The sequence below is a fragment of the Streptomyces sp. UF-297 genome (genome assembly GCF_058245575.1).
Genome location: NZ_JBSIBZ010000038.1, coordinates 45,517 through 70,051 on the forward strand (window position 1 = coordinate 45,517; position 24,535 = coordinate 70,051).

At 74.4% G+C, this 24,535-nt stretch carries 22 protein-coding genes; 10 read left to right on the plus strand and 12 right to left on the minus strand.

Annotated features, from left to right (window positions below; genetic code table 11):
• Positions 1–162 precede the first annotated feature (162 nt).
• The 4 genes from AC4IJH_RS21940 to AC4IJH_RS21955 all read left to right on the plus strand — a co-directional run bounded on the left by AC4IJH_RS21940 (position 163) and on the right by AC4IJH_RS21955 (position 5,345).
• Entirely contained in the window at positions 163–750 is a 588-nt protein-coding gene (locus AC4IJH_RS21940; protein WP_490853509.1) for a hemerythrin domain-containing protein, read from the plus strand.
• A gap of 106 nt (positions 751–856) precedes the next feature.
• Positions 857–2,266 (plus strand): NAD(P)/FAD-dependent oxidoreductase, encoded by a 1,410-nt coding sequence (locus AC4IJH_RS21945; RefSeq protein WP_490853510.1) that lies wholly within the window; start codon positions 857–859, stop codon positions 2,264–2,266.
• Positions 2,247–4,121 carry a transketolase gene (locus AC4IJH_RS21950; RefSeq protein WP_490853511.1) on the plus strand — a complete coding sequence of 625 codons (1,875 nt, stop codon included), beginning with the start codon at positions 2,247–2,249 and terminating at the stop codon, positions 4,119–4,121. The genes AC4IJH_RS21945 and AC4IJH_RS21950 overlap by 20 nt, the downstream gene beginning before the upstream one ends.
• 180 nt (positions 4,122–4,301) lie before the next feature.
• Positions 4,302–5,345, plus strand: coding sequence for a phosphatidylinositol-specific phospholipase C domain-containing protein (locus tag AC4IJH_RS21955; protein ID WP_490853512.1), 1,044 nt, complete (start codon positions 4,302–4,304; stop codon positions 5,343–5,345).
• Positions 5,346–5,452: 107 nt separating this feature from the next.
• Here the strand turns inward: AC4IJH_RS21955 and AC4IJH_RS21960 are convergent, their stop codons facing one another.
• From AC4IJH_RS21960 to AC4IJH_RS21975, 4 genes are all read right to left on the minus strand, one after another.
• Complete coding sequence (locus AC4IJH_RS21960; RefSeq protein WP_490853513.1) at positions 5,453–6,586, minus strand: alpha/beta hydrolase; 1,134 nt, start codon at positions 6,584–6,586, stop codon at positions 5,453–5,455.
• Positions 6,587–6,698: 112 nt separating this feature from the next.
• Positions 6,699–7,604, minus strand: a complete 906-nt coding sequence (locus AC4IJH_RS21965; protein WP_490853514.1) for a phosphatidylinositol-specific phospholipase C domain-containing protein — start codon at positions 7,602–7,604, stop codon at positions 6,699–6,701.
• Positions 7,605–7,879: 275 nt separating this feature from the next.
• Positions 7,880–8,923, minus strand: a complete 1,044-nt coding sequence (locus AC4IJH_RS21970; RefSeq protein WP_490853515.1) for a phosphotransferase — start codon at positions 8,921–8,923, stop codon at positions 7,880–7,882.
• A 57-nt stretch (positions 8,924–8,980) separates the two neighbouring features.
• Positions 8,981–9,388 (minus strand): VOC family protein, encoded by a 408-nt coding sequence (locus tag AC4IJH_RS21975; RefSeq protein ID WP_490853516.1) that lies wholly within the window; start codon positions 9,386–9,388, stop codon positions 8,981–8,983.
• Between the two features lie 261 nt (positions 9,389–9,649).
• Between AC4IJH_RS21975 and AC4IJH_RS21980 the strand changes: the two genes are divergently transcribed.
• From AC4IJH_RS21980 to AC4IJH_RS21990, 3 genes are all read left to right on the plus strand, one after another.
• The gene (locus tag AC4IJH_RS21980) at positions 9,650–12,499 is read left to right on the plus strand and encodes an AAA family ATPase (protein WP_490853517.1); all 2,850 of its coding nucleotides are present in this window, start codon (positions 9,650–9,652) and stop codon (positions 12,497–12,499) included.
• Between the two features lie 133 nt (positions 12,500–12,632).
• Positions 12,633–12,911: a hypothetical protein gene (locus AC4IJH_RS21985; protein WP_490853518.1), complete on the plus strand. Its 279-nt coding sequence runs from the start codon at positions 12,633–12,635 to the stop codon at positions 12,909–12,911.
• Between the two features lie 32 nt (positions 12,912–12,943).
• Complete coding sequence (locus AC4IJH_RS21990; protein WP_490853519.1) at positions 12,944–13,279, plus strand: hypothetical protein; 336 nt, start codon at positions 12,944–12,946, stop codon at positions 13,277–13,279.
• 66 nt (positions 13,280–13,345) lie between these two features.
• On the opposite strand, the gene AC4IJH_RS21995 is transcribed toward AC4IJH_RS21990, so the two are convergent.
• The gene (locus AC4IJH_RS21995; RefSeq protein WP_490853520.1) at positions 13,346–13,930 is read right to left on the minus strand and encodes a hypothetical protein; all 585 of its coding nucleotides are present in this window, start codon (positions 13,928–13,930) and stop codon (positions 13,346–13,348) included.
• A gap of 250 nt (positions 13,931–14,180) precedes the next feature.
• On the opposite strand from AC4IJH_RS21995, the gene AC4IJH_RS22000 reads away from it, so the two are divergent.
• Together AC4IJH_RS22000 and AC4IJH_RS22005 are read left to right on the plus strand one after the other, a co-directional pair.
• A complete protein-coding gene (locus tag AC4IJH_RS22000; RefSeq protein WP_490853521.1) occupies positions 14,181–15,920 on the plus strand; it encodes an AfsR/SARP family transcriptional regulator in 1,740 nt (579 codons plus the stop codon).
• A gap of 75 nt (positions 15,921–15,995) precedes the next feature.
• On the plus strand, positions 15,996–16,685 hold the full coding sequence (locus AC4IJH_RS22005; RefSeq protein WP_490853522.1) for an alpha/beta fold hydrolase: 690 nt from the start codon (positions 15,996–15,998) through the stop codon (positions 16,683–16,685).
• 28 nt (positions 16,686–16,713) lie between these two features.
• Here AC4IJH_RS22005 and AC4IJH_RS22010 read toward each other — a convergent pair whose 3' ends face one another.
• Positions 16,714–17,472: a bestrophin-like domain gene (locus AC4IJH_RS22010; RefSeq protein ID WP_490853523.1), complete on the minus strand. Its 759-nt coding sequence runs from the start codon at positions 17,470–17,472 to the stop codon at positions 16,714–16,716.
• Positions 17,473–17,490: 18 nt separating this feature from the next.
• Positions 17,491–18,123 carry a hypothetical protein gene (locus AC4IJH_RS22015; protein WP_490853524.1) on the minus strand — a complete coding sequence of 211 codons (633 nt, stop codon included), beginning with the start codon at positions 18,121–18,123 and terminating at the stop codon, positions 17,491–17,493.
• A gap of 88 nt (positions 18,124–18,211) precedes the next feature.
• On the opposite strand from AC4IJH_RS22015, the gene AC4IJH_RS22020 reads away from it, so the two are divergent.
• Positions 18,212–19,504, plus strand: coding sequence for a cytochrome P450 (locus AC4IJH_RS22020; protein ID WP_490853525.1), 1,293 nt, complete (start codon positions 18,212–18,214; stop codon positions 19,502–19,504).
• A 5-nt stretch (positions 19,505–19,509) separates the two neighbouring features.
• On the opposite strand, the gene egtD is transcribed toward AC4IJH_RS22020, so the two are convergent.
• The 5 genes from egtD to AC4IJH_RS22045 form a co-directional block, all read right to left on the minus strand.
• Positions 19,510–20,472: an L-histidine N(alpha)-methyltransferase gene (egtD, locus tag AC4IJH_RS22025; RefSeq protein ID WP_490853526.1), complete on the minus strand. Its 963-nt coding sequence runs from the start codon at positions 20,470–20,472 to the stop codon at positions 19,510–19,512.
• Positions 20,469–21,224, minus strand: coding sequence for an ergothioneine biosynthesis protein EgtC (gene egtC / locus AC4IJH_RS22030; protein WP_490853527.1), 756 nt, complete (start codon positions 21,222–21,224; stop codon positions 20,469–20,471). Before egtC ends, egtD begins: the two co-directional genes overlap by 4 nt.
• The gene (gene egtB, locus AC4IJH_RS22035) at positions 21,224–22,537 is read right to left on the minus strand and encodes an ergothioneine biosynthesis protein EgtB (protein WP_490853528.1); all 1,314 of its coding nucleotides are present in this window, start codon (positions 22,535–22,537) and stop codon (positions 21,224–21,226) included. Before egtB ends, egtC begins: the two co-directional genes overlap by 1 nt.
• Entirely contained in the window at positions 22,534–23,805 is a 1,272-nt protein-coding gene (gene egtA, locus AC4IJH_RS22040; protein WP_490853529.1) for an ergothioneine biosynthesis glutamate--cysteine ligase EgtA, read from the minus strand. The genes egtB and egtA overlap by 4 nt, the downstream gene beginning before the upstream one ends.
• 305 nt (positions 23,806–24,110) lie before the next feature.
• Entirely contained in the window at positions 24,111–24,263 is a 153-nt protein-coding gene (locus AC4IJH_RS22045) for a hypothetical protein (protein ID WP_490853530.1), read from the minus strand.
• Positions 24,264–24,535 lie beyond the last annotated feature (272 nt).

Here is a 24,535-nt window from a genome sequence, read left to right on the forward strand (position 1 = left end):
TATTGTTTTGCCCCCAAATAGACCTGCCTGGCGCCGAATGGACCGGCTGGAACGGGGCGGCCGCCGCGCCGGGCGGAGCGGATGCGCGGCCCGCGGACATATCGGGCCGCGTGCTGGGCACCCGGAGGGTTCCGGACGTCCGGAACCCGAAAGGAGAGCGACATGGCCGAGCAGCGCGCATCGTCCGGCACGGGCCCCGAGCAGCACGACGTGGTGGCCCTGCTGATGCGGCAGCACGGTGAGATCCGCCAGCTGTTCGCGGAGGTGGAGTCCTCCAAGGGGGAGGACCGGCGGGACGCGTTCCACCGCCTCGTACGGCTGCTGGCGGTGCACGAGACCGCCGAGGAGGAGGTCGTCCACCCCTACGCCCGCCGGGTGCTGGCCGACGGCGACCAGGTCATCGACGCGCGGCTGAAGGAGGAGGAGCAGGCCAAGGAGATCCTCGGCCGCCTGGAGCACCTGGACGTGGACGACGCGGGATTCCTGCCGCAGCTGCAGGAACTGCGCGCCGACGTGGACGCGCACGCCCGCGCCGAGGAACGCGAGGAGTTCGTCGCACTGCAGGCCGAGACGGACGCCACCAAGCTGCGCGGCCTGGCCGTGGCGGTCCGGGCGGCCGAGGCCGTCGCCCCCACCCACCCGCACCCCGGCACCGGCACCGCCGCCAAGAACCTGGCCGTCGGCCCGATGGCGGCCATCGCGGACCGGGTCAAGGACGCCATCCGCAAGGCCCGGGAGGAGAACTCCTGACAGCGCGGGCAGCCAGCCGCACACCGCCCAGCGGCCTGTCCGGGGCGGGCGGGGGCGCCGTGCCCCCGCCCGCCGTCCGTCCCGTTTCCGATCGCAGGAGGCCACCGTGTCCCGCCCCCGCATCGTGATCGTCGGCGCCGGCTTCGCCGGTTACCAGTGCGCCCGCACGCTCACCAAGAAGGCCAAGGGCGCCGCCGAGATCGTGCTGGTCAACCCGAACGACTACTTCCTGTACCTGCCGCTGCTGCCCGAGGTCGCGGCCGGAGTGCTGGAGCCGCGCCGGGTCTCGGTGTCGCTGACCGGCACACTGCCGCGCGTCAAGCTCGTACTGGGCGAGGCCGGCTCGGTGGATCTCGCCGAGCGCCGCCTCTCCTACACCGACCCCGAGGGCCGGGACGGAACCCTCGGCTACGACCGGCTCGTCCTGACCGTCGGCAGCGTCAACAAGCTGCTGCCCGTCCCCGGCCTGGCCGAGCACGCGCACGGCTTTCGCGGTATGCCCGAGGCGCTGTACCTGCGCGACCACGTCACCCGGCAGATCGAACTGGCCGGCGCCGCCGAGGACCCGGCCGAGCGGCTGGCCCGTACCACCTTCGTCGTGGTCGGCGCGGGCTACACCGGCACCGAGGTCGCCGCCCACGGCGTGCTGCTCACCGACGCGCTGGCCCGCCAGAACAGCGGACTGCGCGACGACCGGCGCCCGCGCTGGATGCTGCTGGACATCGCCGAGAGGGTGCTGCCCGAACTCGACTCCCGGCTGTCCAGGACCGCCCACCGGGTGCTGCGCAAACGCGGGGTGGAGGTGCGCACCGGCACCTCCGTCAAGGAAGCCACCGCCGACGGAGTGCTGCTGGACGACGGGGAGTTCGTGCCCAGCCGGTCCCTGATCTGGTGCGTGGGCGTACGGCCCGACCCGCTGGTCGCCTCGATGGGGCTGCCCACCGAGCGCGGCCGGCTGTGCGTGGACGAGTACCTGGCGGTGCCGGGCCACCCCGAGGTACTGGCCTGCGGCGACGCCGCCGCCGTACCGGATCTGACCCGGCCCGGCGAACTGACGCCGATGACCGCCCAGCACGCCCAGCGCCAGGGCAAGGTCGCGGCGCACAACGTCGCCGCCTCCTGCGGGCAGGGCACCGCCCGCCCCTACAAGCACCACGACCTCGGCTTCACCGTCGACCTCGGCGGCATCCAGGCCGCCGCCAACCCGCTGCACCTGCCGCTGTCCGGCCCGCTCGCGGGCGCCGTCACCCGCGGCTACCACCTCATGGCGATGCCCGGCAACCGCGTGCGGGTCGCCGCCGACTGGCTGCTGGAGGCCGTACTGCCGCGCCAGGGCGTGCAGTTGGGGCTGGTGCGGTCCTGGTCGGTGCCGCTGGACACCTCGACGCCCGAGGTGGCGAGGGTGCCGGGCGGGCCGGACAGGCCCGGGCGGACGCGGGCGCCGGAAGAGAACGCAACAGCAGCCAAGGACAAGGAAGAGGAAAGGGAGAGCACCGATGACCGCGCACGACCCTGAAGGGACCACGGGCCCCGCCTCGCGCCACGAGCTGATGCGCGAGCTGGGGCAGCAGCTGCGGGTGGATTCCGTCCGGGCCGCCGACGCGGCCGGGTCCGGGCACCCCACCTCCTCGATGTCCGCCGCCGACCTGGCCGCCGTCCTGCTGGCCGGGCATCTGCGCTACGACTTCGCCGCACCCGACCACCCCGGCAACGACCATCTGATCCTCTCCAAGGGGCACGCCTCCCCGCTGCTGTACGCCATGGGCAAGGCCGCCGGAGCCCTCACCGACGAGCAGCTGCTCAGCTTCCGCAAGCGCGGCAGCCGCCTGGAGGGCCACCCCACGCCCGTACTGCCCTGGGTGGACGTGGCCACCGGATCCCTGGGCCAGGGCCTGCCCGTCGGCGTGGGCCTGGCGCTGGCAGGACGGCAGCTGGACCGCGTCCCCTACCGCGTGTGGGTGGTGTGCGGGGACAGCGAGATGGCCGAGGGCTCGATGTGGGAGGCGTTCGAGCACGCGGGACACGAGGGGCTGGACAACCTCACCGCGATCATCGACGTGAACCGGCTCGGCCAGCGCGGACCCACCCGGCACGGCTGGGACCTGGACGCCTACGCCCGGCGCATCCAGGCCTTCGACTGGCACACCGTCCAGGTCGACGGCCATGACGTCCAGGCCGTGGACCGGGCCTTCGACGAGGCGCGGTCCACCGTCGGAAAGCCCACCGCCATCCTCGCCCGCACCTACAAGGGGCGCGGCGTGGCCGCCGTACAGGACCGCGAGGGCGCGCACGGCAAGCCGCTGCCGGACGCCGCGGCGGCCGTCGAGGAGCTGGGCGGCGCCCGGGACGTGCGGGTGAGCGTACGCGAACCCGTCCCCGCCGAGCGGCAGTTGCGCACCGGCGCGGGCGCCCTGGACCTGCCCGCCTACGAACCGGGCGAGCAGGTCGCCACCCGCACCGCCTACGGGGAGGCGCTCACCGCCCTCGGCACGGCGCGCGGCGACGTGGTCGCCCTGGACGGCGAGGTCGGCGACTCCACCCGCGCCGAGTACTTCGCCAAGTCCCACCCCGAGCGCTACTTCGAGTGCTACATCGCCGAGCAGCAGCTGGTCGCCGCGGCCGTCGGCATGCAGGCGCGCGGCTGGGTCCCCTACGCCGCCAGCTTCGCCGCCTTCCTCACCCGCGCCCACGACTTCGTACGGATGGCCGCCGTCAGCCGCGCCGACCTCAACCTCGTCGGCTCGCACGCGGGCGTCGCCATCGGCGAGGACGGCCCCTCCCAGATGGGGCTGGAGGACCTGGCGCTCTTCCGCTCCGTGCACGGGAGCACGGTCCTGTACCCCTGCGACGGCAACCAGACCGCCCACCTGGTCGCGGCGCTGGCCGACCGTCGGGGCATCGGCTATCTGCGCACCAGCCGCGGCAACACCCCCGTCCTGTACGGCCCGTCCGAGACCTTCCCCATCGGCGGCAGCAAGACGCTGCGCGCGGGGGAGGAGGACCAGGTGACCATCGTGGCGGCCGGGGTGACCGTCCACGAGGCGCTGGCCGCCGCCGACACGCTGGCCGCCGAGGGCGTCGCGGCGCGGGTGATCGACCTGTACTCCCTCAAGCCGGTGGACGCCGCGGCGCTGCGCGCGGCGGCCGATGCCACCGGGCGCATCGTCACCGTCGAGGACCACCACCCCGAAGGCGGCCTGGGCGACGCGGTGGCGGACGCCTTCACCGACGGCCGCCCCGTGCCCCGGCTGGCACGGCTGGCCGTACGCACCATGCCGGGCTCGGCCACCCCCGCCGAACAGCTGCGGGCCGCCGGCATCGACGCCGAGGCCATCGCCGCCACCGTACGGGGGCTGCTGGCCACCACCTGACGGGCGGGCCGGGACGGGCGCCGCCGGGCCAACCGCCCGGCGGCGCCCGCACGTTGATGCCACCGGCGCCGCTCCTGACCCCGCCCCGCCGACCCGCTGATCATCCCGCCGCGCCCCTCCCGTACGCTGCTGCTCACCCGGCCACAGGGGCCGAGGGGGGCGAAGCGAGAGCGGGGGAGCATGAGCGGGAAGAGCACGTTGCGCGGTGCGGGGGCGGTGGTGGTCGCGGCGGCGGCCGTCGTCGCGACGGCGGGCCCGGCCGGAGCCGGGACCGCCCGGACCGGCACCTATGACACCACCACCTCCGTCGGCGTCCACAACGCCTACGAGAAGGCGAAGTACCCCTACTTCGCCGACGCGCTGGACTCCGGCGCCGCCCTCCTCGAACTCGATGTGTGGACCAACTCGCTGGGCCGCTCCTGGCGGGTCTCGCACAGCAACCCGCTGGGCAACAACAACAATTGCGCGGGCGCCGCCAGCGCCGCCGAGCTGCGCACGAACGACCGCAACCGGGACCTGGGCGGCTGCCTGGCCGACATGAAGGCCTGGCACGACGCCAACCCCGGCCACCGGCCCATCCTGGTCAAGGTCGAGATGAAGGACGGGTTCAACGGGCGCGGCGGCCGCGGCCCCGCCGAGTTCGACGCGCTGGTGCGCGCCAAGCTGGGCGGCGCGGTCTTCGGGCCCGGCGACCTCATCGGCGGCCACCGCACCCTGGACGAGGCCGTACGGGCCGACGGCTGGCCCGCGCGGTCCGCGCTCGCCGGGAAGTTCCTCTTCGAGCTGATCCCCGGAACGGTCGAGGAGGACAACCCGCTGGACAAGCTGTGGACCGACCGGGAGTACGCCACCCACCTGAAGTCCCTGGCCGCCAAGGGCGAACTGGCCCGCTCCACCGCCTTCCCCGCCGTGCACGGCGCGGTCGCCGGTGACCCGCGCGAGCGCTACACCGACCCCGCCCTGCGCCCCTGGTTCGTCGTCTTCGACGGCGACGCCTCCACCTACGTCGGCGGCGGCATCGACACCGCCTGGTACAGCAGCCGGAACTACCTCGTCGTGATGACCGACGCCCACAAGGTGCCCCCGGCCATCGACGGCACCAAGCCCACCGAGGCCGAGGCCAAGGCCCGGGTCGGGCAGCTCGCCGCCGCCCACGCCAGCATCGCCACCGCCGACTGGTACCCGCTGCCGCGGGTCCTGGGGACCGTGGTGCCGCGCGGCTGAGCCCGCGGGCGGCCGGTGAGCGTCCTCGGCGACGGCTGGTCCCGAGAACGAGGGCGGGAGCGAGGGCGAGGGCGGGCGTGCCCCGGCCCCGGGGCCGGCCGCGGGGCTCAGGCGCCGAGCGCGGCCATCAGCATCGGGAAGGACGCCACCAGCTCGCGCTCCCAGTACGGCCAGGCGTGGGTGCCGTAGGAGGCGCAGACCGTCGCCGGTATGCCCAACCGGGCCAGCTTCGCCCGCAGTTGCTCGTTCATGCCGTACACGCCGCGCTCGACCGGGTCGTCGGTGCCGTGCCGCTGCGGGTCGGTGCAGCGGGCGGGGGAGGGCGGCTCGGGATCTCCCCAGCGCCAGCCGGGGCCGGAGTTGGTGCCGTCCCCGTAGGAGAGGTAGAGCTGGGTCCCGGACAGCCGCGCGGCCTGCTCCAGGGGGCTGTTGCGCTTCCACAGCCACTGCTGGCGCAGATCGGCCGGGTCGTCGGTGTCGAAGGGGTAGCCCGGCTCGCCCCAGGTGCGCTTCCAGTCCACACCGCAGGTCAGCGCGCCGAGCTTGACGGCGTCCGGCCCGCTGAGCCCGCCGTCGGGGGACTTGTAGAGCGGATTGACGGCGCCGCTGTAGGACGCGGCGGCGCGGAACATGCCGGGGCGCGCGGCGGCGAACTTCAGCGCGCCGAGGCCGCCCATCGACAGCCCCGCCACCGCCCGGCGGGTCCCGGCGCGGAACTCCCGCTCCAGCAGCGGCCGCAGCCCGTCCAGCAGATAGGTCTCCCAGGCCGGAGGACCCCAGGCACCGCGGTTGTGCCAGTCGCTGTAGCCGCTGCACCCGCTGGTCTCCGGCATCACGACCAGCACATCGCGGTCGGCGGCGAGCTGGGCGAGGTGCGTACGCGCCGTCCAGTCCGTGTGGTTGCCCGAGCCGCCGTGCAGCATCCACAGCACCGGCCAGGTGCGGCCCGCGGTCTTGGACCAGCCCTTGGGGACCAGCAGCCGCACCCACTTGACGGCGGCGTCCAGATCGGGCGAGGAGACGGCGACATCCAGCATCCGCTCGCCGACCCACACCTCGCGGACGACCCTGGCGGGCCGGTCCGAGCCGCCCGGTGTCCCCGGTGATGGCGGCTCACCGGCACCTGCGGGCGCCGCCATCGCCGGGGCCGTCAGCAGCGAGACGAGCAGGGCCAGCACCAGCCCCAGCCATCCCGCCCGCCGCCGCCCTCTCCCGACGACTCGTGTGGTCCTGTGCGCCATGAGCGTCCCCCTCACACCCCTGCTGCCGACGCCAACCTCCGGCATCGCCAGCATCATCCGGCCACCGGCCGAGGCCGCACAAGGCCTGTGGATAACTCCCCGCGACTGCTCGTCAGTTGTGGCGGATCAGGGTCTGCGTGAGCCCGAACTCATGGGGGAAGTCCATCGGCACGATGCCCAGCCCCGTCCAGCCCTGCGCCTCCGCACCCTCCAGGAACCGCTTCACCTCGGGGTTGAGGCGGTCCGCGTTGGACCGCGGCGGCAGCAGCGCGGCCGTGCTGACGTAGTTGATGAAGAGCTTCCCCGGCTCCTTGACGGCCTTGCGGAAGTGGTCCTCGATCCGCGGGTACTTCTGGAGGGGCTCGGTCATGAAGTCGTCCTGAATGGCGAAGAGCGCGGGATCGCCGTAGCGCACCCCCGGCAGCCCGTCGGAGTCCGCGAGCAGCACGACCCGGCCGCGCGCCTGCCCCAGCGTGGGCAGGGTGCTCTCCAGCCGGAACAGGTCGCGCCAGCCCTTGCCGTCCAGATAGATGTCGAAGATCCGGCGGAACTCCTGCGCGCTCTCCTCGGAGTACTCCTGCTTCACCCGCATCAGCACCGTCTCCGAGGGGTGCGCCCGCAGGAACGTCCGGCAGGCGCCGAGGACGTCGCCGAACATCAGACGCTGGTAGAACGCGCCGTGGTGGATGGCGAAGACGGAGTCGATGGCCCGGCAGCGTACGTCCAGGAACCGTATCCCGCTGTTCAACTGCGCCTCGACGGTGGTGTTCTGGCACTCCACCCAGGGCCCGCCGAACCGCGCTCCGGAGTCATGGGTGCCGGGCAGCGTCATGCGCTGTACGGGAGTGGCGTCGGCGATGCCCGCCATCCAGTCCCGTACGGACAGCGCGGCCCGGGTGCGGGGCCGCGCCGCCGTCCGGGGCGCGGCGACGGCCGTGGACGCGCCGCCGGTCACACCCGTCAGCAGCCCCGCGGCCGATATCGCCGCCGCCCCCTTGAGAAACCCCCGCCGGTCCATCCGCCCCGCCCGCCTCTCCGTACCGCTGCCTTGGTGCCCGCCGGCGATCGCACCGTCAGTCGTGTGCGCTGGCTGCGTGCGCTCGGTGTGTGCTCCGAGAACGACCGATGCGTGATCGCCGGGGGTCGCTGCACCGAAGCACAGGAGCGGTGCGGTGAACAGGTCTTCGAGCGGGAACGGGGGAGGGACGGGAGGTGCAGGGCAGGTGCCAGGGCGCGCCGTGACGGCCCGTCATCGCCTTGGTGTCGCAGGCCGGACGGGGCGTTACGGCAGACCTAGGGACGGCGGGACGGTACCGCGCGCAGGGACGGCCAGCGGGCCAGTACGGCGGTGCGCAGAGCGCGGGAGAGGTGACGGAGGGCCGCGAGGTCGGCGCGTCCGCCCGTCACCTCCGCGACCACCCCGAGCCGGTGGGCCAGGCGCTCGCGGGCGGTGGCCGTGCCCCACTCCCAGTCCTCGCGCACGAGCCGGGCCAGGTGGTCGGTTCCGTCGCGGTGGGCGCGCTGGACCAGCGCGTCGCCCCGGATCAGCCAGCCCGCGCAGGCGTCGACCACGTCGCCCTGCACGGCTGTGCCCGTCGCGGCCCGCCAGGCCTCCTCGTACGCCGACTCCGCCCGGCGCAGCATCCCGGGCGAGGGCGCGGTGACGCACCAGCAGGTGGGGAAGCCGATGCGCAGATAGGCCAGTTCGACGGCGCCGGGGCCGAGACTGGCCTGCTCGAAGTCGATGAACCGGATGCCGTCGGGGGTGTGCAGATCGTTGCCGGGGCAGGGGTCGCCGTGCAGCAGCGAGCGGCCCGGCAGCGCGCAGAGCCGGGCCACCAGCGCGTCCAACTCCCGCTCCACGCCGGGTGGGAGGGGCACTTGAAGGGCGTCGGCGAGAGCGAGGAAGGACGCGGTGTCCTGCCGGGTGGGTCCGGACCACAGGGGGAGGGCGGCGGTGTCGCGCGGGTCCGCGCCTTTCAGACCGGTTGCCGCGTGCAGCCGGGCCAGCGCCGCCGCGTACTGGACGAGCCAGCTCTGGGAGGGGCGGCGGTGGTCGAGGTGCTCCAGGACCAGCAGCCGCTCATCGGGGTCGGTCGCCAGCAGCCTGGGTGCCACCGGAGGGTCCGCCAAGGCGGCCAGGCGCAGCGCGGCCACCTCGCGGGTGAACCTCTCGTCCGCCTCCGGCCCCTCGACCAGCTGCTTGACCACCGCCGGCGTCCCGGACAGCTCGGTGCGCCACACGCGTGAGCGCGGGCTGCTCTCCAGCCGCCGGGGCCGCTGCGGCGTCCCGAGCCGGGCGCGTACGTCATCTCCCAACGGAGGTCCGGATCCCATGACTTGATCGTCTCACGGCGGGGATCCGGACCCGTACGCATTTCCGGGGGACGGGTGTCAGCTGGTCTTGGGCCCGGAGACCAGGGAGCAGCGCAGCGAGAAGGGGTGGCCGGCCGGGTCGGCGTAGCGCCGCACCTCGTACGGTCCGGTGGTGTCCTTGGTGTCCATCGGCCGCGCGCCCAGGCTGACCACCTGGCGCTCGGCCTCGTCTATGTCCTCCTCGCCGACCAGGAAGTCCAGATGGAACTGGTAGGAGTCGTCGGGGCGCGGCCAGCTGGGCGGCGTGGCGTTCAGATCGCGGCGGAACGCCATGTGCGTACCGCCGGCGCCGATGATCTCCAGCCGGTCGCTGCCCGGCCCCTGGACCACCTCGGCGTCGAGGAACTGCCGGTAGAACTCGGCGAGTTTCTCCGGCTCGGAGCAGTCCAGTACGAGGACCTCCGCTTTGACCACGCTCGCTCCCATGTCGTCTCCTCACGCTCCTGCGGCCCGGTGGGTGCCGCTCGCCCGGTACGGATACGCCCCGGGTACCCGAAGTCGTGCGGGTGAGTCCCCGGTCCCGGGCCCGGCGCCCCGCTCGCCTCGCCTCGGCTGACGATGCGGCAACGCATCGGCCCGGCGCTGAACGGAGGGGCCCCGCGCCACGTACTTCCCCCAGAGGAGTGGGCGCTGCCCCGCGACGCGGGCGCCGGTGCCCGCGAAACGCCCATACGGGGAGGGCGCTTGATGAAGACCGTGGTTCCTTCGACCACGTCGGACCGACCGACCGCTCTGCACCCACCGGCCACATCGGAACAGCTGACCGCAACGGACCGGCCGACCCCATCGGACCAGCCGACCGCTTTGCACCAGCCGGCCCCTACGTACCAACCGGCCCCTGCGCACCAGCCGAACGGCACTCGCCGCCCGGTCCGCTCGCCCGCGGCGCCGGGCCTGCCCGGCAGAGAGGTGCAGTGCCGGCTGCTGGACAGGCTGCTCGCGGCGCCCGCCGCGCCGGTGGCCAGGGCCGTACTGATCACCGGAGAGCCGGGCATCGGCAAGTCCCGGCTGCTCGCCGAACTCGCCCACAGAGCGCGGGCGTACGGGTACCGGGTGCTGGACGCGGGGCGCCCGTCTGCCGAGGAACGTACGGGGACTCGCGGGACGGGCGCGGCAGGCGTACGCGGAACCGGGAGCGGTGGTGGAGGCGTCGGCGGCAGGGCCCTGGCGCGGATCGAGGAGTTCGCCGCGAACTGCCCTGCGCCCGGTGCCGTAGTGCTGCTGGACGACGCGCAGTGGGCGGATGCGCGGACGGCCGCTCTGCTGGAGCGGGTGCTGCGGTGTCCGCCGAGGGTGCCCGTGCTGCTGGCCGTGGCGTACCGGCCGCGCCAGGTGCCGCGCGGGCTGCGTGCGGCGATCGGCGCGGCGGCCGCGCGGGGGACGGTCGCCGCGCGGATCGCGCTGGGGCCGCTGGAGGGCGAGGCGAGTGCCGTGGCGGTCGTGGGCGACGGGCGCACCTCCGCCGAACTGCGGGCGCTGCTCAGGGAGTCCGGCGGCAACCCGCTGTATCTGCGGGCGCTGGCCCACGTCGGCGGCGAGGAGGGCGCCGAGTGTCTGGACGCCGCCGTCGCGGGCGAGCTGGCGCGCGTACCGGCCGTCGCCCGGCAGGTGGCGAGGGCCGCCGCCGTCGCGGGCGACCCCTTCGGCACGGAGGCGGCCGCCTCCGTCGCGGGCATGGACGAGTCGACCGTACTGGCGGCCATGGACGAGCTGGTCGCCGAGGACATCCTGCGGCCCGCCCGCGCGCCCCGCACCTTCGCCTTCCGCCACCCGCTGGTCCGCGAGGCGGTCTACCGCAGCGCGCCCCCGGGGTGGCGGGCTCTCGCGCACTCTCGCGCCGTGGAGGACCTGATCCGGCGCGGCGCACGGCCCGAGGACTACGCCCGGCATGTCGAACGTGCCGCCCGGCCGGGCGACCTGGACGCCGTACGGATGCTCGCGCTGGCCGCGTACTCCGCCCGCCGCAGCGCACCGCAGGAGGCCATCGGCTGGCTGCGTACCGCCCTGCGGCTGCTTCCCGCGGGCGCCGAACCCCTCGGCGCCCGGCTGCGGTTCCGGCTCGCCCGGCTGCTGGGCGCCGCAGGCCGCCTGCACGAGAGCCGCGACCTGCTGCACTCGCTGCTGGACGTGCTGCCGGGCGAGCCCGCCGACCGGCACGCCGAAGCGGTCGCCGCCTGCGCCCTGGCGGAGTGGTCGCTGGGCAGGCGTGCCGAGGCCCGCGCCCTGATCGCGGCCGAACTGTCCCGGCAGCCGGTGAAGGCCACCCCGGCCGCGGCCCGGCTGGCCATCTCCCTGGCCCGCGTCTGCCTGGCCGAGGCGCGCCCGGCCAGGTGCGCCCACTGGGCGCGGCAGGCCCTGACCGAGGCCCAGCGCTACGAACACCGCCCCCTGCGAGCGGCAGGGCACGGCCTGTCGGCCCTGGCCGCGGTGCTCGAAGCGGACCCGGGACCGGCCAGAACCCACTGCGAGGCGGCGGCCACCCTGCTGGACGGGCTGCCGGACGGCGAGGTGGAGCACTGCCCGGAGGCCGTGGTGTGGACGGGCTGGAGTGAACTCCTGCTGGGGCGGCACCAGGACGCCGCCCGCCACCTGGACCGCGGCATCGCCGTCACCCGCGCCAGCGGCCAGCGTCTGGCGCTGCCGCACCTGCTCACCGCCCGCGCCTTCTCCCTCCAGGCCTACGGGCGCCTGGGCGAGGCGGCCGAGGCCGCGGCGCGGGCGGCGGAGCTGGCCGACGGCAGCGACGCCGAAGAGGCCCGGCTGCCCGCGCAGGCCGTGGCCGCCCTGACCGCGGCACGTGCCGGGGACACCGAAGCGGCGCTGCGCGGGGCGGCCTCGCTCATGGAGCGCTGCCCGCCGGGGACGGGGGAGTGGCCGGGGACGACCGCGGCGCGGGTGCTCGCCGAGGCCCGGCTGGCTTCCGGCGACCCGGACGGCGCACTGGCCGCCGCCGAACTGGTCGGCGGGGCCGCGCTGCCGCTGGTGGACGTGTGGTCGCGGGTGGAGTGGTACGAGATGCTGACCCGCGCGGCGCTGGCGGTGGGCCGTATCGACCAGGCCGGTAACTGGGCGGTACGGGCGGAGACCGCCGCGGCGCTGCTCGGCCTGCCGTGCCGTACCGGCAACGCGCTGCTCGCCCGCGCCCACGTCGAGGCCGCCCGCCGGCCCACCGCTCTGGCGACCGCTACGGCCACCGCGGCGCGGGAGGCCCTGCGCGAGGCCGGGCAGTTCCTCGACGCGCACCGTGCGCGCCAGGTGGCGGCGACGGCCCGCGCGTCATACGGCGAGACCCGGCAGGCGCTGTCCGAACTGTCCTCGGTACAGGCCGAGTTCACCGCCTGCGGGGCGCAGCTGCTGGCCCGTGACGCCGCGGCGGCGCGCCGCCGCATCGCCGCGCCGTCCGCTGCCCGGCCTCCGCGCCAGGCCCTCGCGGGCGAACTGGCCGTCCTCACCCGGCCTCAGCACGAGATCGCGGAAGGTCTGTCGAAGTCCGGCGCACTTCCGATCCCCGCAAGGGGCGCGGGGCTGTGCCGATGAGCGGCTCCGCCGCGTGGGCGCGACCAGCCCTTCTGCCGGCCCACAGCTTCCTGACCACAACTCCAGCGGAGCGCAGACGCACGGCGTCGCATCCGGGACGAGGAGGACCGAGACCCATGGCTCAGCGAGCGGCGTGACGCAGACGCACGAGGACGTCCGACACGCGACCGCCCCGCCCCGCGCCGCGCACGGCTCCGCGCGGGGCGCCGACCCCACGCCGCGCCAGGGCGGCGGCCCGCCGTACTGGGCCGCCCGCGACCGGGCGCTGTGGGACGCCCGGGCCAGGCGCGACCCGTTCGGTGGGCACCCCCGCGGTGGCCACCGCGGCCTCGCCGAACTGGCCGGGTTCCCGGCGGAGTTCGTCTGGGCCGAGGTGTATGAGTTGCCCCGCTGTCTGGGCCGAGGTGTATGAGTTGCCCCGCTGTCTGGGCCGAGGTGTATGAGTTGCCCCGCCGCCTGGACCGCCGCTTCGACGTCGGCTATGTCCCGTCCGGCTCGCCGGCCTGGCTGCCGGACCTCGGCCACTGGGCCGCGGCCGCCGCCCGCTGCCTCACCGTGGGCGCCCGCCTCTACGTCACCGACTTCATGACCGGACCCGGTACGGGCCTCCCCGCCCTACCGGGCCCGGCGTCCAAGGCGCCGGGCGGCGCGCACCCCTGGGCACACTCGCCCGGAGAGGTGCGCGCCGCCGTGGCGGGCGCGGGGCCGCGTCCGGAATTCCTCCATGCGTTTCCCGGATGCCGCCCGCCGCTGTTCTTCCTGCGCGCCACCGCTGCGTAGCACCGACGCCACGCAGCGGTGGCTCCGCGTAGCGCCCGATGCCGCCCCCCGGCGCTACGTCCCCCGTCAGCGCAGTGGGATGTGGGCCCGGAACTTCTTCGTCAGGTCGGCGCCCCGGATCACGCCTCCCGTGTGGTACTTCAGCCCCCACGCGTCGATCAGCGAACCGTCCCCGAACATGCAGGCGGCGATGGCCTTTTCGGGGTTGGTCTCGCCCGGCGCGGCCCAGCCGCCGCCGTCGGTCGGCCCGGGGCCGTACATCGCCGTGCCGTTGAGGGACTGGCAGTAGCCGATGGACGGGTTGCCCGGCTTGCCGCCCGGGTCGGCGGGCTTGTGGAGGTAGGCGAGGGCGGCCAGGGTCGGTTTGTCGGCGGCCAGGGTGTCGGCGCCGACGGCGATCCGGGAGCCGTCCTTCGCGGTGAAGGTGCACATCTCCCGCTCGCCGCCCAGCTGGACCATCTGCGTACCGGTCTTGGTGTAGTACGGCACCTGCTTCTGCGCGACGCCGCCCTGCCGCTTGCACCAGGCGGCGTCGGCGGACTGGCGCGCAGCGGCGCCACCGGGGGCGGGGGAGCCGGCCGCGTTGGCCGCGACAGCGGTGCCGGAGAGCAGCAACAGGACGCCGACGCCGATTGCGTGGGAACGCTTCACACTTCCTCCTGGGAGCGGGCGGTACGGATCGAGGGGGTCGACCGAGGGGGGACCGCGAGGTTCGGCCATATCCTGCGGATCGGCTCCGTCCCTGGTCAACGCGCATCCCGCGGCCAGGACACCGGCCGGGCGACTTTGACCCGAAGCCCGCCCCCGCACCCCTGTGACGTGCCGCTGCCACCGTCGATTTCCGGCCAGTAATCCGCCCGTAACAAGCCCTGTCCGGGCAGGGGTTACAGTGGCTGCCCTTATGGGCCCGGTAGCACGCGCGTACGAGAGCCAGGGGAGCCCGGCCGACGCTCCTCCGCTGCTCCGTGTCCATCTGCTGGGCGGGTTCCGGGTGGTCAGAGAAGGCGGAGTGCCGCCCGCCGAGCGCTGGCCGCGGCCCAGCGCGCGCACCCTGGTCAAGCTGCTCGCCCTCGCCCCCGGGCACCAGTTGCACCGAGAACACCTCATGGCCGTGTGCTGGCCGTACGCCGAACTGGCCGCCGCGCTGCGCAGCCTGCGGGTCGCCCTGCACGCCGCCCGGCACGCCCTGGAACCCGAACTCCGGCCCCGCGCCGCCTCCTCCTACCTCATCGGCGACGGCGCGCTGCTGCGGCTAGCCCCGCACGCGGTGTGGGTGGACACCGACCACGCCGTGGCGCGCGCCGAGCACGCCCTGGACGGCGGCACGGTGCCCGAACTGGCCGCCGCGCTGGACCTGTTCGGCGGCGAACTGCTCCCCGAGGACACCTATGCGCCGTGGGCCGAGCCGCACCGCACCCGCCTCGCCCACCTGCGCGACCGGCTCCGCCCCGCCCTGGCCGAGGCCCAACTGGCCGCAGGCGAGACGGACCAGGCGGCGGCCACCGCCCGCCGCGCACTGGAGGACACCCCCGCCGACGAGCGCGTGCACCGGATCCTGATGGACGCCTACCTGCGGCAGGGGCTGTGCCAGAAGGCCGTACGGCAGTACCGGGCGTGCGCGGCGGCCCTGCGCGCCGGGCCCGGCACGGCCCCCGGTCCGCGGACCGAACGGCTCCATCGCGCCGCGCTCCAGGGCGGGCCCGGCCGCGCCCTGCCTTCCGGCGGGGCCGAGGACGACGCGGCGCGGGTCCGGCTGGAGTGGGCGCAGTCCCTGGACCGTGCGGGCCGCTACGAGGAGGCCGTCCGCGTCCTGCGCGAGGCCCTGGCCTCCTACGAACTCCAGGGCAGGGCCGATGCCTGTGCGCTGGCCGCCGCCCGGCTCGCGGAGGTCCTGGCCCGCGCCCGCCCGGCCCGTGAGGCCCACGAGGCGCTGGAGGCCCACCCGCCGGGCCCGGGCGCCGCGCCCGACGTCGCGGCGGCGCACCACATGGCGCGGGCGATGGTGCTGTTCTATACGGGCGAGTACGCGCCGGCGCTGGCCGCGGCCCGTACGGCACAGCGGGCGGCCGAGGCCGTGCCGGAGCCCGGATGCCCCGCCGTACTGGCCCGCTCCTTCGCACAACAGGCCGTCTGCCTGGGGCTGCTGGGCGATCCCGCCGCGGCGATGGGCCCGGCCGAACGGGCGCTGGGGCCCGCCGAGCGGTCGGGCGATCCGGCCCTGCTGGCCCATGTCCTTTCCGTACTGCGTGAGAACGCCCGCCGGGCGGGCCGCCACCGCCAGGCGCTGGAGCACGGCAGGCGCGCCCTGGCCCTGGCCGAGCAGGCGGGCCGCCCCACCGCCACCGCCTTCGAACGCGCCAACCTCGCCGAACTCCACCTCCTGCTCGGCGAGATGCCGGAGGCCGAGCGGCTGGCCACCGCCGCCACCGAGCTGGCCGAGCCCTTCGGTGGCACCGCCCTCGCCTTCGCCCTGGTCGCCCTGGCCCGCGTCCGCACCGCCGGCGAACCGGCCGCCGCGGCAGCCCTCCTGGACCGCGCCGAGCGCTGCGCCCGCGACGGCGGCCACTGTCAGGCCATGGAGGAGGTACGCACCGCACGCGCCGAACTCCACGCCGGCCTGCCCCCGGCCACCAGGCACTGACCCGGTGCCACCGGTCACCAGGACGCCTTGCACAATCGAACTCCCCGACCGCCACCACCCCCGGAGCTGATACGGATGCCCGCCACCACCCCCGCGCACTTACTGCTCGTCCACGGCTCCTGGCACGCCTCCTGGTGCTGGGAGCGGCTGATACCCGAACTCACCGCCACCGGCTGGCACGTCCACACCGTCGACCTCCCCACCTCCTCGCCCCGCGCCGGCGAGTACGGGATGCAGGACGACGCGAAAGCGATCCGCGCGGCACTGGCAAAACTCGACGGCCCCGTGGTGGTCCTGGCGCACTCCTACGGCGGGATACCCGCCACCGAGGCCGTGTCCGGCGCGGGCAACGTGGCGCGCCTGATCTATCTGAGCGCTTTCCTGCTGGAGGTGGGGGAGTCGCTGCTGAGCAGGCCGCCGGGTGAGCCGGGCGAGCTGATGCCGCCCCCGGAGGACCCCCACCAGTACCTGTACGGCGATCTGACCGAGGAGCAGGCCCGGTGGGCGATCGACCGGCTGAGCCCGCAGAGCCTGCGGGCGGTCACCGACGCGCAGACCACCGCGGGCTGGCGCACCGTCCCCACCACGTATGTGATCTGCGAGAAGGACCAGGCGCTGGCCGTGGCCGACCAGCGCCGGATGGCGGCCAGGGCCGGCACCATCCTCGCGCTGCCCACCGGACACTCCCCGTTCCTGTCCGCGCCCGCCGAACTGGCCGCGCTCATCGAGGAGTACGCCGCCCCGGGCACCGCGCACAACGGCTGACGGGGCCCGGGAAGGGGAGCGGCCGGGGTCAGACTGCCGGGAAGAGGGCGTAGAACGCCCCCGCGTCCGCCGACAGACCGCGGCTGAAGGGGGCGTCGAAGTCCCAGACCAGGAAGAGGAGGAAGGCGATCAGCGCGCTGAACAGGCCCGCCATCACCAGCTCCCGTCCCGAGCGGCGGATCTGGAGCATGAAGACGACGCCGATGGTGGCGGCACCGCCCGCGAGCAGACCGAACCACACCACCCCCGGCATGGTCGAACCCGCGCTCTCCCCACGGGCGTTGCGGGCATCGTCCGCGATGGCCACTTGGTCCAGCAGGGGCTGGTAGGACTGCCCCTCGAAATCATTGGCGGGACGGTAGTCGGTGACATCGGCGCGCACCTTCTCCAGCAACGCCGTGCCACGATCGGTCAATTGCCCCTCCTCGGCCATCACCGGCCATTCCTTCTTCACGACATAAGTGACGTACGCGTTGATATCGCTGCGAATGTGATCACGTACGGGTGCGGGGTAGACCCGCGCCCGCTCGCTGATCTCGTGCAGGGCCTGCGCCTCGGTCCGTACGGTGTCCTCGGCGGCGCCGCGCGCCTCCCAGACACCGGCGATGGCCAGGCCCAGCACGATCGCGTAGACCACGCCCACCATCATCGTCATGTACTCGAAGACATCCGGCGTGCCGGACGTGTCGTCGTCCTCGGCGATGCGCCGGTGCCTGAGCACGGTCACCGCCAGGACGACGCCGCAGACGGTGAGCATGGCCAGGAGCAGTACCAGCCATTCCGACATGAATTCCTCCGAAGTGGGCTAAGAAGAGCGGCGGTTGCCGGAACCGGACGAGGACTGCGAGCGGGGGCGCAGCGCGGCGGCGGCCAGCACGGCCGGGGCGGTGATGAGCAAGGTGGTGGTCACCAGCGAGCCCTCCTCGGCGGGCTTGCGCGCGGAGGCGTGGTAGCCGCGGGCGATGCGTACCGAGGGAGTGGGCCGGGGCGGCGGGGTGCGGAAGGACGGGGCGGGCTGGGGGGACGGCTGCGGGGGTGCGGCCGTGGGCGGGGGCGGCGGCGCGGGAGCCGGTGCGACGGGCTGGGGTGAGGGCCGGGTCGGCGGTTCCACGGGCTCGGGCGGTGGCGGCGGCGGAGGCGGGGGAGGTTTGGGCGGCTCGGGCGGGGTGGGCCGCTCCGGAGGCTTGGGGTCGGGCGGCCGGGGCGGGGTGGGGGTGGGCGTGGGCTGCGGTGCGGGGGTGGTGCAGGGGAAGGACCAGCCCGGTGGCATGGGGATGCCGGTCGGCGGGCGGGCGGGTGGACGCACGCCCTGATACGAGCAGTTGTCACCGCCGTTGCCGCCCCCGTTGGCATGGGTGGCGGGGGACCACAGCAGGGTCGTCCCAGTGGCTAAAGCGGCGGCCGCGAGGGCCAGTGCCGCACGTTGTGATCCGTACACGCCGCCGATCTTGCGCGGGCGCGCGCGGGCGCGCGGGGTGAACCGGCGTGATTCCCCCAATGGGTGGAATGGGCGTACGGTCACATCCGTGCGAGCAGTCGAGATCTTCACTCCGCAGACGTACGCGGCCGGGGTCCCGCACGCGCTCTTGCGGGAGCTGCGCGAGAGCGCGCCGGTGTGCTGGATCGAGGAGCCGGCCGTGGCGAACTGGCCGCCGGGGAGCGGCTATTGGGCGGTGCTGCGGCACGCCGACGTCAAGCAGGTGCTGCGCACCCCTCAGGTGTACTCCTCGTACCTGGGGGCCACGCAGATACGCGACCCCGATACCGAGCGCGACCTCGACTTCGTACGGGCCATGATGCTCAACCAGGACCCGCCGGGGCACGCGCGGCTGCGCAAGGTCGTCGCGGCGGCCTTCACCCCGCGCGCCGTACGGGAGTTGGCGCAGACCATCGATGCCCGGGCGCGCACGCTCGTGGAGGGCGTGGCCGAGGCGGGCGGCGGGGACTTCGTGGAGGTGGCCGCCGACCTGCCGGTGTGGACCCTGGCGCACGTGATGGGCGTGCCCGAAGGGGACCGTGCGCTGCTCTTCGACTGGTCCAGCCGCGTGATCGGCTACCAGGACGCGGAGTACGCCGAGTTGAGCACCGCGGACCCGGCCGTGCTCAGCGAGATGGGCCGGGCCGCGCTGGCGCACCGCCCGGCGACCCTGACGGGCCCGGACGGGCGCCCGGTCAACCCGCGCTCCCGTGAGGCCCTCGCGGACATGTTCGCCTACGCGCACGCGCTGGCCGACCGTCCGCGCCCCGGTAGCGTCATGGCCCATATGCGGGCGGGCGGGCTCGGCCGCGCAGAGTTCGAGAACATGTTCTTCCTGTTCGCGGTGGCCGGGAACGAGACGCTGCGCAACGGCATACCCGGCGGCCTGCTCACCCTCATAAGCCACCCCGAGCAGTTCGAACGGCTGCGCAGGGATGCGGACTTGGTGCCGTCTGCGGTCGAGGAGATGCTGCGGTACTGGCCGCCGGTGATGGACTTCCGGCGCACCGCCGCCGCGGACACCGAGCTGGGCGGGCAGCGCATCCGGCGCGGTCAGAAGGTCGTGGTCTACCACGCCTCCGCCAACCGCGACGCCGCGGTCTTCGCCGACCCCGACCGCTTCGACATCGCCCGCACCCCCAACGAGCACCTCAGCTTCGGCTTCGGACCGCACATCTGCCTGGGCGCCCATCTCGCCCGGCTCCAGATGCGGTCCGTGCTGCGGCACGTCCTGGACCTGCTCCCCGGCCTCGAACTCGCCGGGGAACCGGTCAGGCTCGTCTCCAACTTCCAAAACGGACTCAAGCACCTGCCGGTGCGCTGCGGCGCGGCGCGGGCCTGAGGCCCTCAGGCCCGCAGCGACAGCGACAGTGCGAAACGTCCCAGGCTGTCGGTCCACCACTGCCGCAGATCCAGCCCGGCGGCGGCCAGTTCGGCGCGTACCCCCGCCTCGCGGAACTTCGCGGAGACCTCGGTGCGCAGCTCCTCGCCCGGCGCGAAGGGCACCACGAGATCCAGCGCGGGAATCTTCACGGTCAGCTCCGTGCGGGCCCGCAGCCGCATCTCGATCCACTCCCGGCGCGCGTCCCACAGGGCGATGTGCGCGAAGTCGTCCGGGTCGAAGTCCGCGCCCAGTTCGCGGTTGATGACGGACAGCACGTTCTTGTTGAACTGTGCCGTCACCCCGCGCGGATCGTCGTAGGCGGCCACCAGCGTGGGCTCGTCCTTGACCAGGTCGGTGCCCAGCAGCAGCGCGTCGCCCGGGGCGAGCAGAGCGTGCACCGAGCGCAGGAAGGCGGCGCGCTCGCCGGGCAGCAGATTGCCGATGGTGCCGCCGAGGAAGGCCAGCAGCCGCGGGCCGGGGGTCTCGGGCAGCGCGAAACCGCCCTGGAAGTCGGCGACCAGCGCGTGCACGTTCAGGCCCGGGAGCTCCTGGAGCAGCGAATTCCCCGCGGCGGCCAGCGCGCTCTCGCTGACGTCGACGGGTACGTAGGTGTGCAGCCCGGGCAGGGCGCCGATGAGATGGCGGGTCTTGTCGGAGGAGCCCGAGCCCAGCTCGATCAGGGTGCGGGCGCCGGTGGCCGCGGCGATGTGGGCGGCGCGGGTGAGCAGGATCTCCCGCTCGGCGCGGGTGGGGTAGTACTCCGCGAGCCGGGTGATCCGGTCGAACAGCTCGCTGCCGTGGGCGTCGTAGAACCACTTGGGCGGCAGCTCCTTGGGGCTGCGGGTCAGGCCGTGGACGACATCGGCACGCAGGGCTGCGGCGGTGGCGTCGGCGGGCAGCGTACGGGTGACGGCGAGGGGGCTCACGCAGCTGACTCCTTGAGCGGGGTGAGAAGCACATCGTCGGGGGTGGCGGCCAGCAGGGTGCGGTCGGGGATCTCGCGCCAGGCGGGCGAGTCGTCGTAGGGCTCGGAGGCGACGGTGGTGCTGCGGCCCGGCTCGGCGCGGCAGAAGAGGGTGTCGCCCCAGGTGGTGGCGGCGATGGTCGTGCCGTCGGTGAGCAGCAGGTTCAGCCGCGATCCGGGGGCGGCGGCGGCCACCTCGGCCACGGTGTCGGCCAGCGCCTCGGGCGGCTCGGCGCCCTGGGCCAGCCGGTGGTGCACCAGCGCCCACACGAACGCCGAGTCGCAGCCGGCCTGAAGACTCAGCAGTTCCTGTGGCGGCAGCCGTGCGGCGAGGTCCGCCAGGGAGCCGGGCCAGCCGCGCAGCGCACCGTTGTGGCTGAACAGCCAGCGCCCGGTGGCGAAGGGCGCGCTGGCCGCCTCGGCATCGGCGCCGGCCAGTGTGGCGTCGCGTACGGCGGCCAGCAGCGCGCCGGTGCGCACCACCCGGGCCAGGTCGGCGAAGGAGGCATCGGCCCAGATGGGGCCCGCGCGGCGGTAGCGGGCCGGCACCGGGTCCTGCGGCGCGTACCACCCCACCCCGAACCCGTCGGCGTTGACCGTGCCGTGGCGCTGGTGGCGCGGCGCCCAGGACTGCCGGTACAGGGCGTGCGCGGGCCGTACGAGCACCTCACCTAAAGCGATCTGCGGTCCCAGGTAAGCGATATGACGGCACATCAGTCCGGCTCGGCGTCGCGGGCGGTGCGGAATCCGGCGAAGATCTGGCGGCGCACCGGCAGGTCCCAGTTGCGGAAGGTGCTGCGGCAGGCCACCGGGTCCACGGCGAAGGACCCGCCGCGCAGGACCTTGTAGGGGCCGCCGAAGAACACCTCGGAGTACTCCCGGTAGGGGAACGGCGCGAACCCCGGGTAGGGCAGGAACTCGCCGGCCGTCCACTCCCACACATCGCCCAGCAACTGGCGTACCCCCAGCGGCGATTCGCCGTCCGGATAGCTGCCGATGACGGCCGGGCGCAGATGGCGCTGGCCCAGGTTGGCGTGCTTGGGGGTGGGTTCCTGGTCGCCCCAGGGGTAGCGCAGCGAGCGGCCGCTGCCCGGGTCGTGCCGGGCGGCCTTCTCCCACTCCGCCTCGGTCGGCAGCCGCCGCCCCGCCCAGCGGGCGTAGGCGTCCGCCTCGTACCAGCTCACATGCAGCACGGGCTCGTCCGGGGGGACGGGCTCGGTGACCCCGAACCGGCGGCGCAGCCACCGCCCGCCCACGCGGCGCCAGAACAATGGCGCCACCAGGTCGTGTTCGCGCACGTACTGCCAGCCCTCGGGCGCCCACCAGCGCGGCTCGCGGTAGCCCCCGTCGTCGATGAAGCCCTGGTAGGCGCCGTTGCTCACCGGTGTGGTGTCGATGAGGAAGGACGGCAGCAGCCGGCGGTGCGCGGGCCGCTCGTTGTCCAGCGCCCACGGGTCGGCGGTGGTCCCCATGGTGAACGGGCCGCCGGGGACCAGGACTTCGCTGGGCAGGATGCCGTCGGAGGTGACCGGCGGCTCGGGCGCGCTCAGCGCGGCGGGGCCGCGCCGCAGGTTGTGGGTGATCAGCATGGTCTCGTCGTGCTGCTGCTCGTGCTGGGCGATCATCCCGAAGGCGAAAGCGGACCGCACCAGGGGGTTGTCGGCGGACAGCGGTATGTGGTCCAGCACGTCCAGGACCTGCTCGCGGACCTCGGCGAGATAGCGCCGGGCCTCGGCGGGCGAGAGCAGCGGCAGCGCCGTACGGGAGGCGCGCGGGTGCTCGAAGGCGTCGTAGACCGCGTCGATGTCGGGGCGCAGGGCTGCGCGGTGCCCGACGGCGCGCAGTAGCCACTGCTCCTCCTGGTTGCCGATGTGGGCCAGGTCCCACACCAGGGGTGACATCAAGGGGGAGTGCTGGGCGAGGAGATCGGCCTCGTCGACGCAGGAGGTCAGCAGCAGTGTGCGGTTGCGCGCGGTCAGCAGGGCGGCCGCCGCACGCTCCCGCAGTGTTTCGGGATCGGTGGTCACAGAGCGTCCTTCCCGGTGGCGGGCTCGCGGGCGTCCAGGGAGTCCAGGAGGTCGTCGGCGGGACATCGGCCGCGGTCCACATAGCGCGCGGTGAAGTCGTCGACGGCCGCCAGCACCTGGTCCGGGGCGCCGATCCGGGGCAGTGCCTCGCGGGCTACGGCGAAGCAGGCCGGGGCCACCGCCCGCAGCTCCGGGTCGGTCAGTCCGCGGCGGGCGGCGTGCCGCCACAGCGGATTGCGCGGCGCGGGCCGTGAACCGGCGGTCTCCGCAAGGGGTTTGACGATCCGGTAGACGCTCTCGGCCGCCGCGGGGTCGTCGAACAGGGCGGTGGCCACCGCCAGCGGCACCGTCCACCCCGTCTCGCCCGGCTGCGCGTCGATCATGCGCAGCTCCAGATAGCCGCGCGGCCGCACCGGCGGGAAGAGCGTGCTGAGGTGGTATTCGGCGTCCTGCGTGGTGAGCGGGCGCGGGCCTCCGCCGCGGGCCCAGTCGCGCAGCGTCATCCCCTCGGGCGCGTCCCAGGGCTTCTCGTCGTCGCGTACGCACAGCACGGTGGCGTCCAGGGCGTAGTCGGCCCAGCCGGAGCGCAGATCGGCGCCGTTGGCCGGGGCGAGGGTGCGCGAGGGGTCCATCTGGGTCCACAGGGTCTGCCGGGTGCTGCGGTAGCCGGTCGGGCAGCCCTCGCTGACCGGCGAGTTGGCGAACGCGGCGCTCAGTACGGGGCCCAGCAGATGGGCCAGCTTCCAGCGCCGTGCGTACCCCAGCGGGCCCGGCTCCTCGTAGCCGGAGTCCAGGCACACCTGGACCGAGGCGGTGTTGCACATCATGGTGATCCCGGCCGAGCCCCAGCGGCCGTGATAGCGCTCCATGGTCTCGTACCGCGGCTCGCGGACCAGGAAGTTGGGGGAGTGCCAGGGGTTGTGGCCGTGGCCCGCCAGGCCCAGGCCCAGCTCCCGCATCAGGGGGCGGACCAGCGCGAGATCGGCGGACATCCGCTGTACGCACTCGGTGAGGGAGGTGGCGGGCAGAGAGCTGAGCTCCACCTGGCCGCCCGGCTCGAAGGTGAGCGAGGAGTGCAGCGGCAGCGCGCGCAGGGCGCGGACGGCCGAGCGCAGGCGGTCCGGCTCCAGCGGACATCGGGGGTTCCTGGCGTCGTGCACCAGCCATTCGAGCTCGACGCCCACATGGCGCGGCGGTCCCGTCTTGAAACATATCCCGCGCAGATGCGCCTCCAACTCCGCCTCCGAGACGGCCGGGCGTACGGGCATGGCGTCCAACTCCCCTCGGGCGCGGCGGGATTGCCGGACTCCACCTAATCGGCTGCGGGCGGCGCACTCAAGGGGGCAAATCCGCCGCCCCCGCGCCCGTGCCGCCGATCCCTTCCGCCTCGCCCGTGCCCCCGGCCCCGCCCGCCGCCCCAGAGGCCACCCGCGTACCCGCAACACCACCACGGCGCCCGTCAACACCGCGCCGCCACACAGCATTCCGGCCAGTGAACCGGCGAATCCGCTACCCAGGACTCGCCCGCACAAACCCGCCAGGACGTACGCCGCACACCCGGCCGACACCACGATCAGCGCCACGCGCCCGAAGACGGCGAGCACCCGCCGCCCGTCCAGCCCTCCGAGTCATTGACCCGAACGTGCCGCGCGGTGAGGACTTGGCCCAGCACCGTGAACATCCCGTAGAAGAAGATCTGCGGCAGGCGCAGATACGCCAGCGTCACGGGTCGGCTCGCGCTGGGCGCCCGTACAGCTGGTGCAGGCGTCCACGATCCAGGGCGCCGCCGCGGTGAGCGCACGCAGGGCCGCGGCAACGGTACGTGCCACGGCGGAACCCTTGTCGTACGGCACACCCCGCCGGGCGACGGGGCGACGTTCGTGAGCGGACTCCCCGCGCCCCATGAGAAGCGCGGGGCCGCGTCGGTATGCGGCTCCGTCGCGTGAGCGCGACCGGCCCTCACCGGGCCGCAGGGGCAGGGGCGCACACCGGGCGGGT

Excerpts from the sequence above, each read along its gene's own strand:
- AC4IJH_RS21940 (WP_490853509.1), top strand. The coding sequence starts at position 163 with ATGGCCGAGCAGCGCGCATCGTCCGGCACGGGCCCCGAGCAGCACGAC.
- AC4IJH_RS21950 (WP_490853511.1), top strand. The coding sequence starts at position 2,247 with ATGACCGCGCACGACCCTGAAGGGACCACGGGCCCCGCCTCGCGCCAC.
- AC4IJH_RS21955 (WP_490853512.1), top strand. The coding sequence starts at position 4,302 with ATGAGCGGGAAGAGCACGTTGCGCGGTGCGGGGGCGGTGGTGGTCGCG.
- AC4IJH_RS21960 (WP_490853513.1), bottom strand. The coding sequence starts at position 6,586 with ATGGCGCACAGGACCACACGAGTCGTCGGGAGAGGGCGGCGGCGGGCG.
- AC4IJH_RS21965 (WP_490853514.1), bottom strand. The coding sequence starts at position 7,604 with ATGGACCGGCGGGGGTTTCTCAAGGGGGCGGCGGCGATATCGGCCGCG.
- AC4IJH_RS21970 (WP_490853515.1), bottom strand. The coding sequence starts at position 8,923 with ATGGGATCCGGACCTCCGTTGGGAGATGACGTACGCGCCCGGCTCGGG.
- AC4IJH_RS21975 (WP_490853516.1), bottom strand. The coding sequence starts at position 9,388 with ATGGGAGCGAGCGTGGTCAAAGCGGAGGTCCTCGTACTGGACTGCTCC.
- AC4IJH_RS21980 (WP_490853517.1), top strand. The coding sequence starts at position 9,650 with ATGAAGACCGTGGTTCCTTCGACCACGTCGGACCGACCGACCGCTCTG.
- AC4IJH_RS22000 (WP_490853521.1), top strand. The coding sequence starts at position 14,181 with ATGGGCCCGGTAGCACGCGCGTACGAGAGCCAGGGGAGCCCGGCCGAC.
- AC4IJH_RS22005 (WP_490853522.1), top strand. The coding sequence starts at position 15,996 with ATGCCCGCCACCACCCCCGCGCACTTACTGCTCGTCCACGGCTCCTGG.
- AC4IJH_RS22010 (WP_490853523.1), bottom strand. The coding sequence starts at position 17,472 with ATGTCGGAATGGCTGGTACTGCTCCTGGCCATGCTCACCGTCTGCGGC.
- egtC (WP_490853527.1), bottom strand. The coding sequence starts at position 21,224 with ATGTGCCGTCATATCGCTTACCTGGGACCGCAGATCGCTTTAGGTGAG.
- egtA (WP_490853529.1), bottom strand. The coding sequence starts at position 23,805 with ATGCCCGTACGCCCGGCCGTCTCGGAGGCGGAGTTGGAGGCGCATCTG.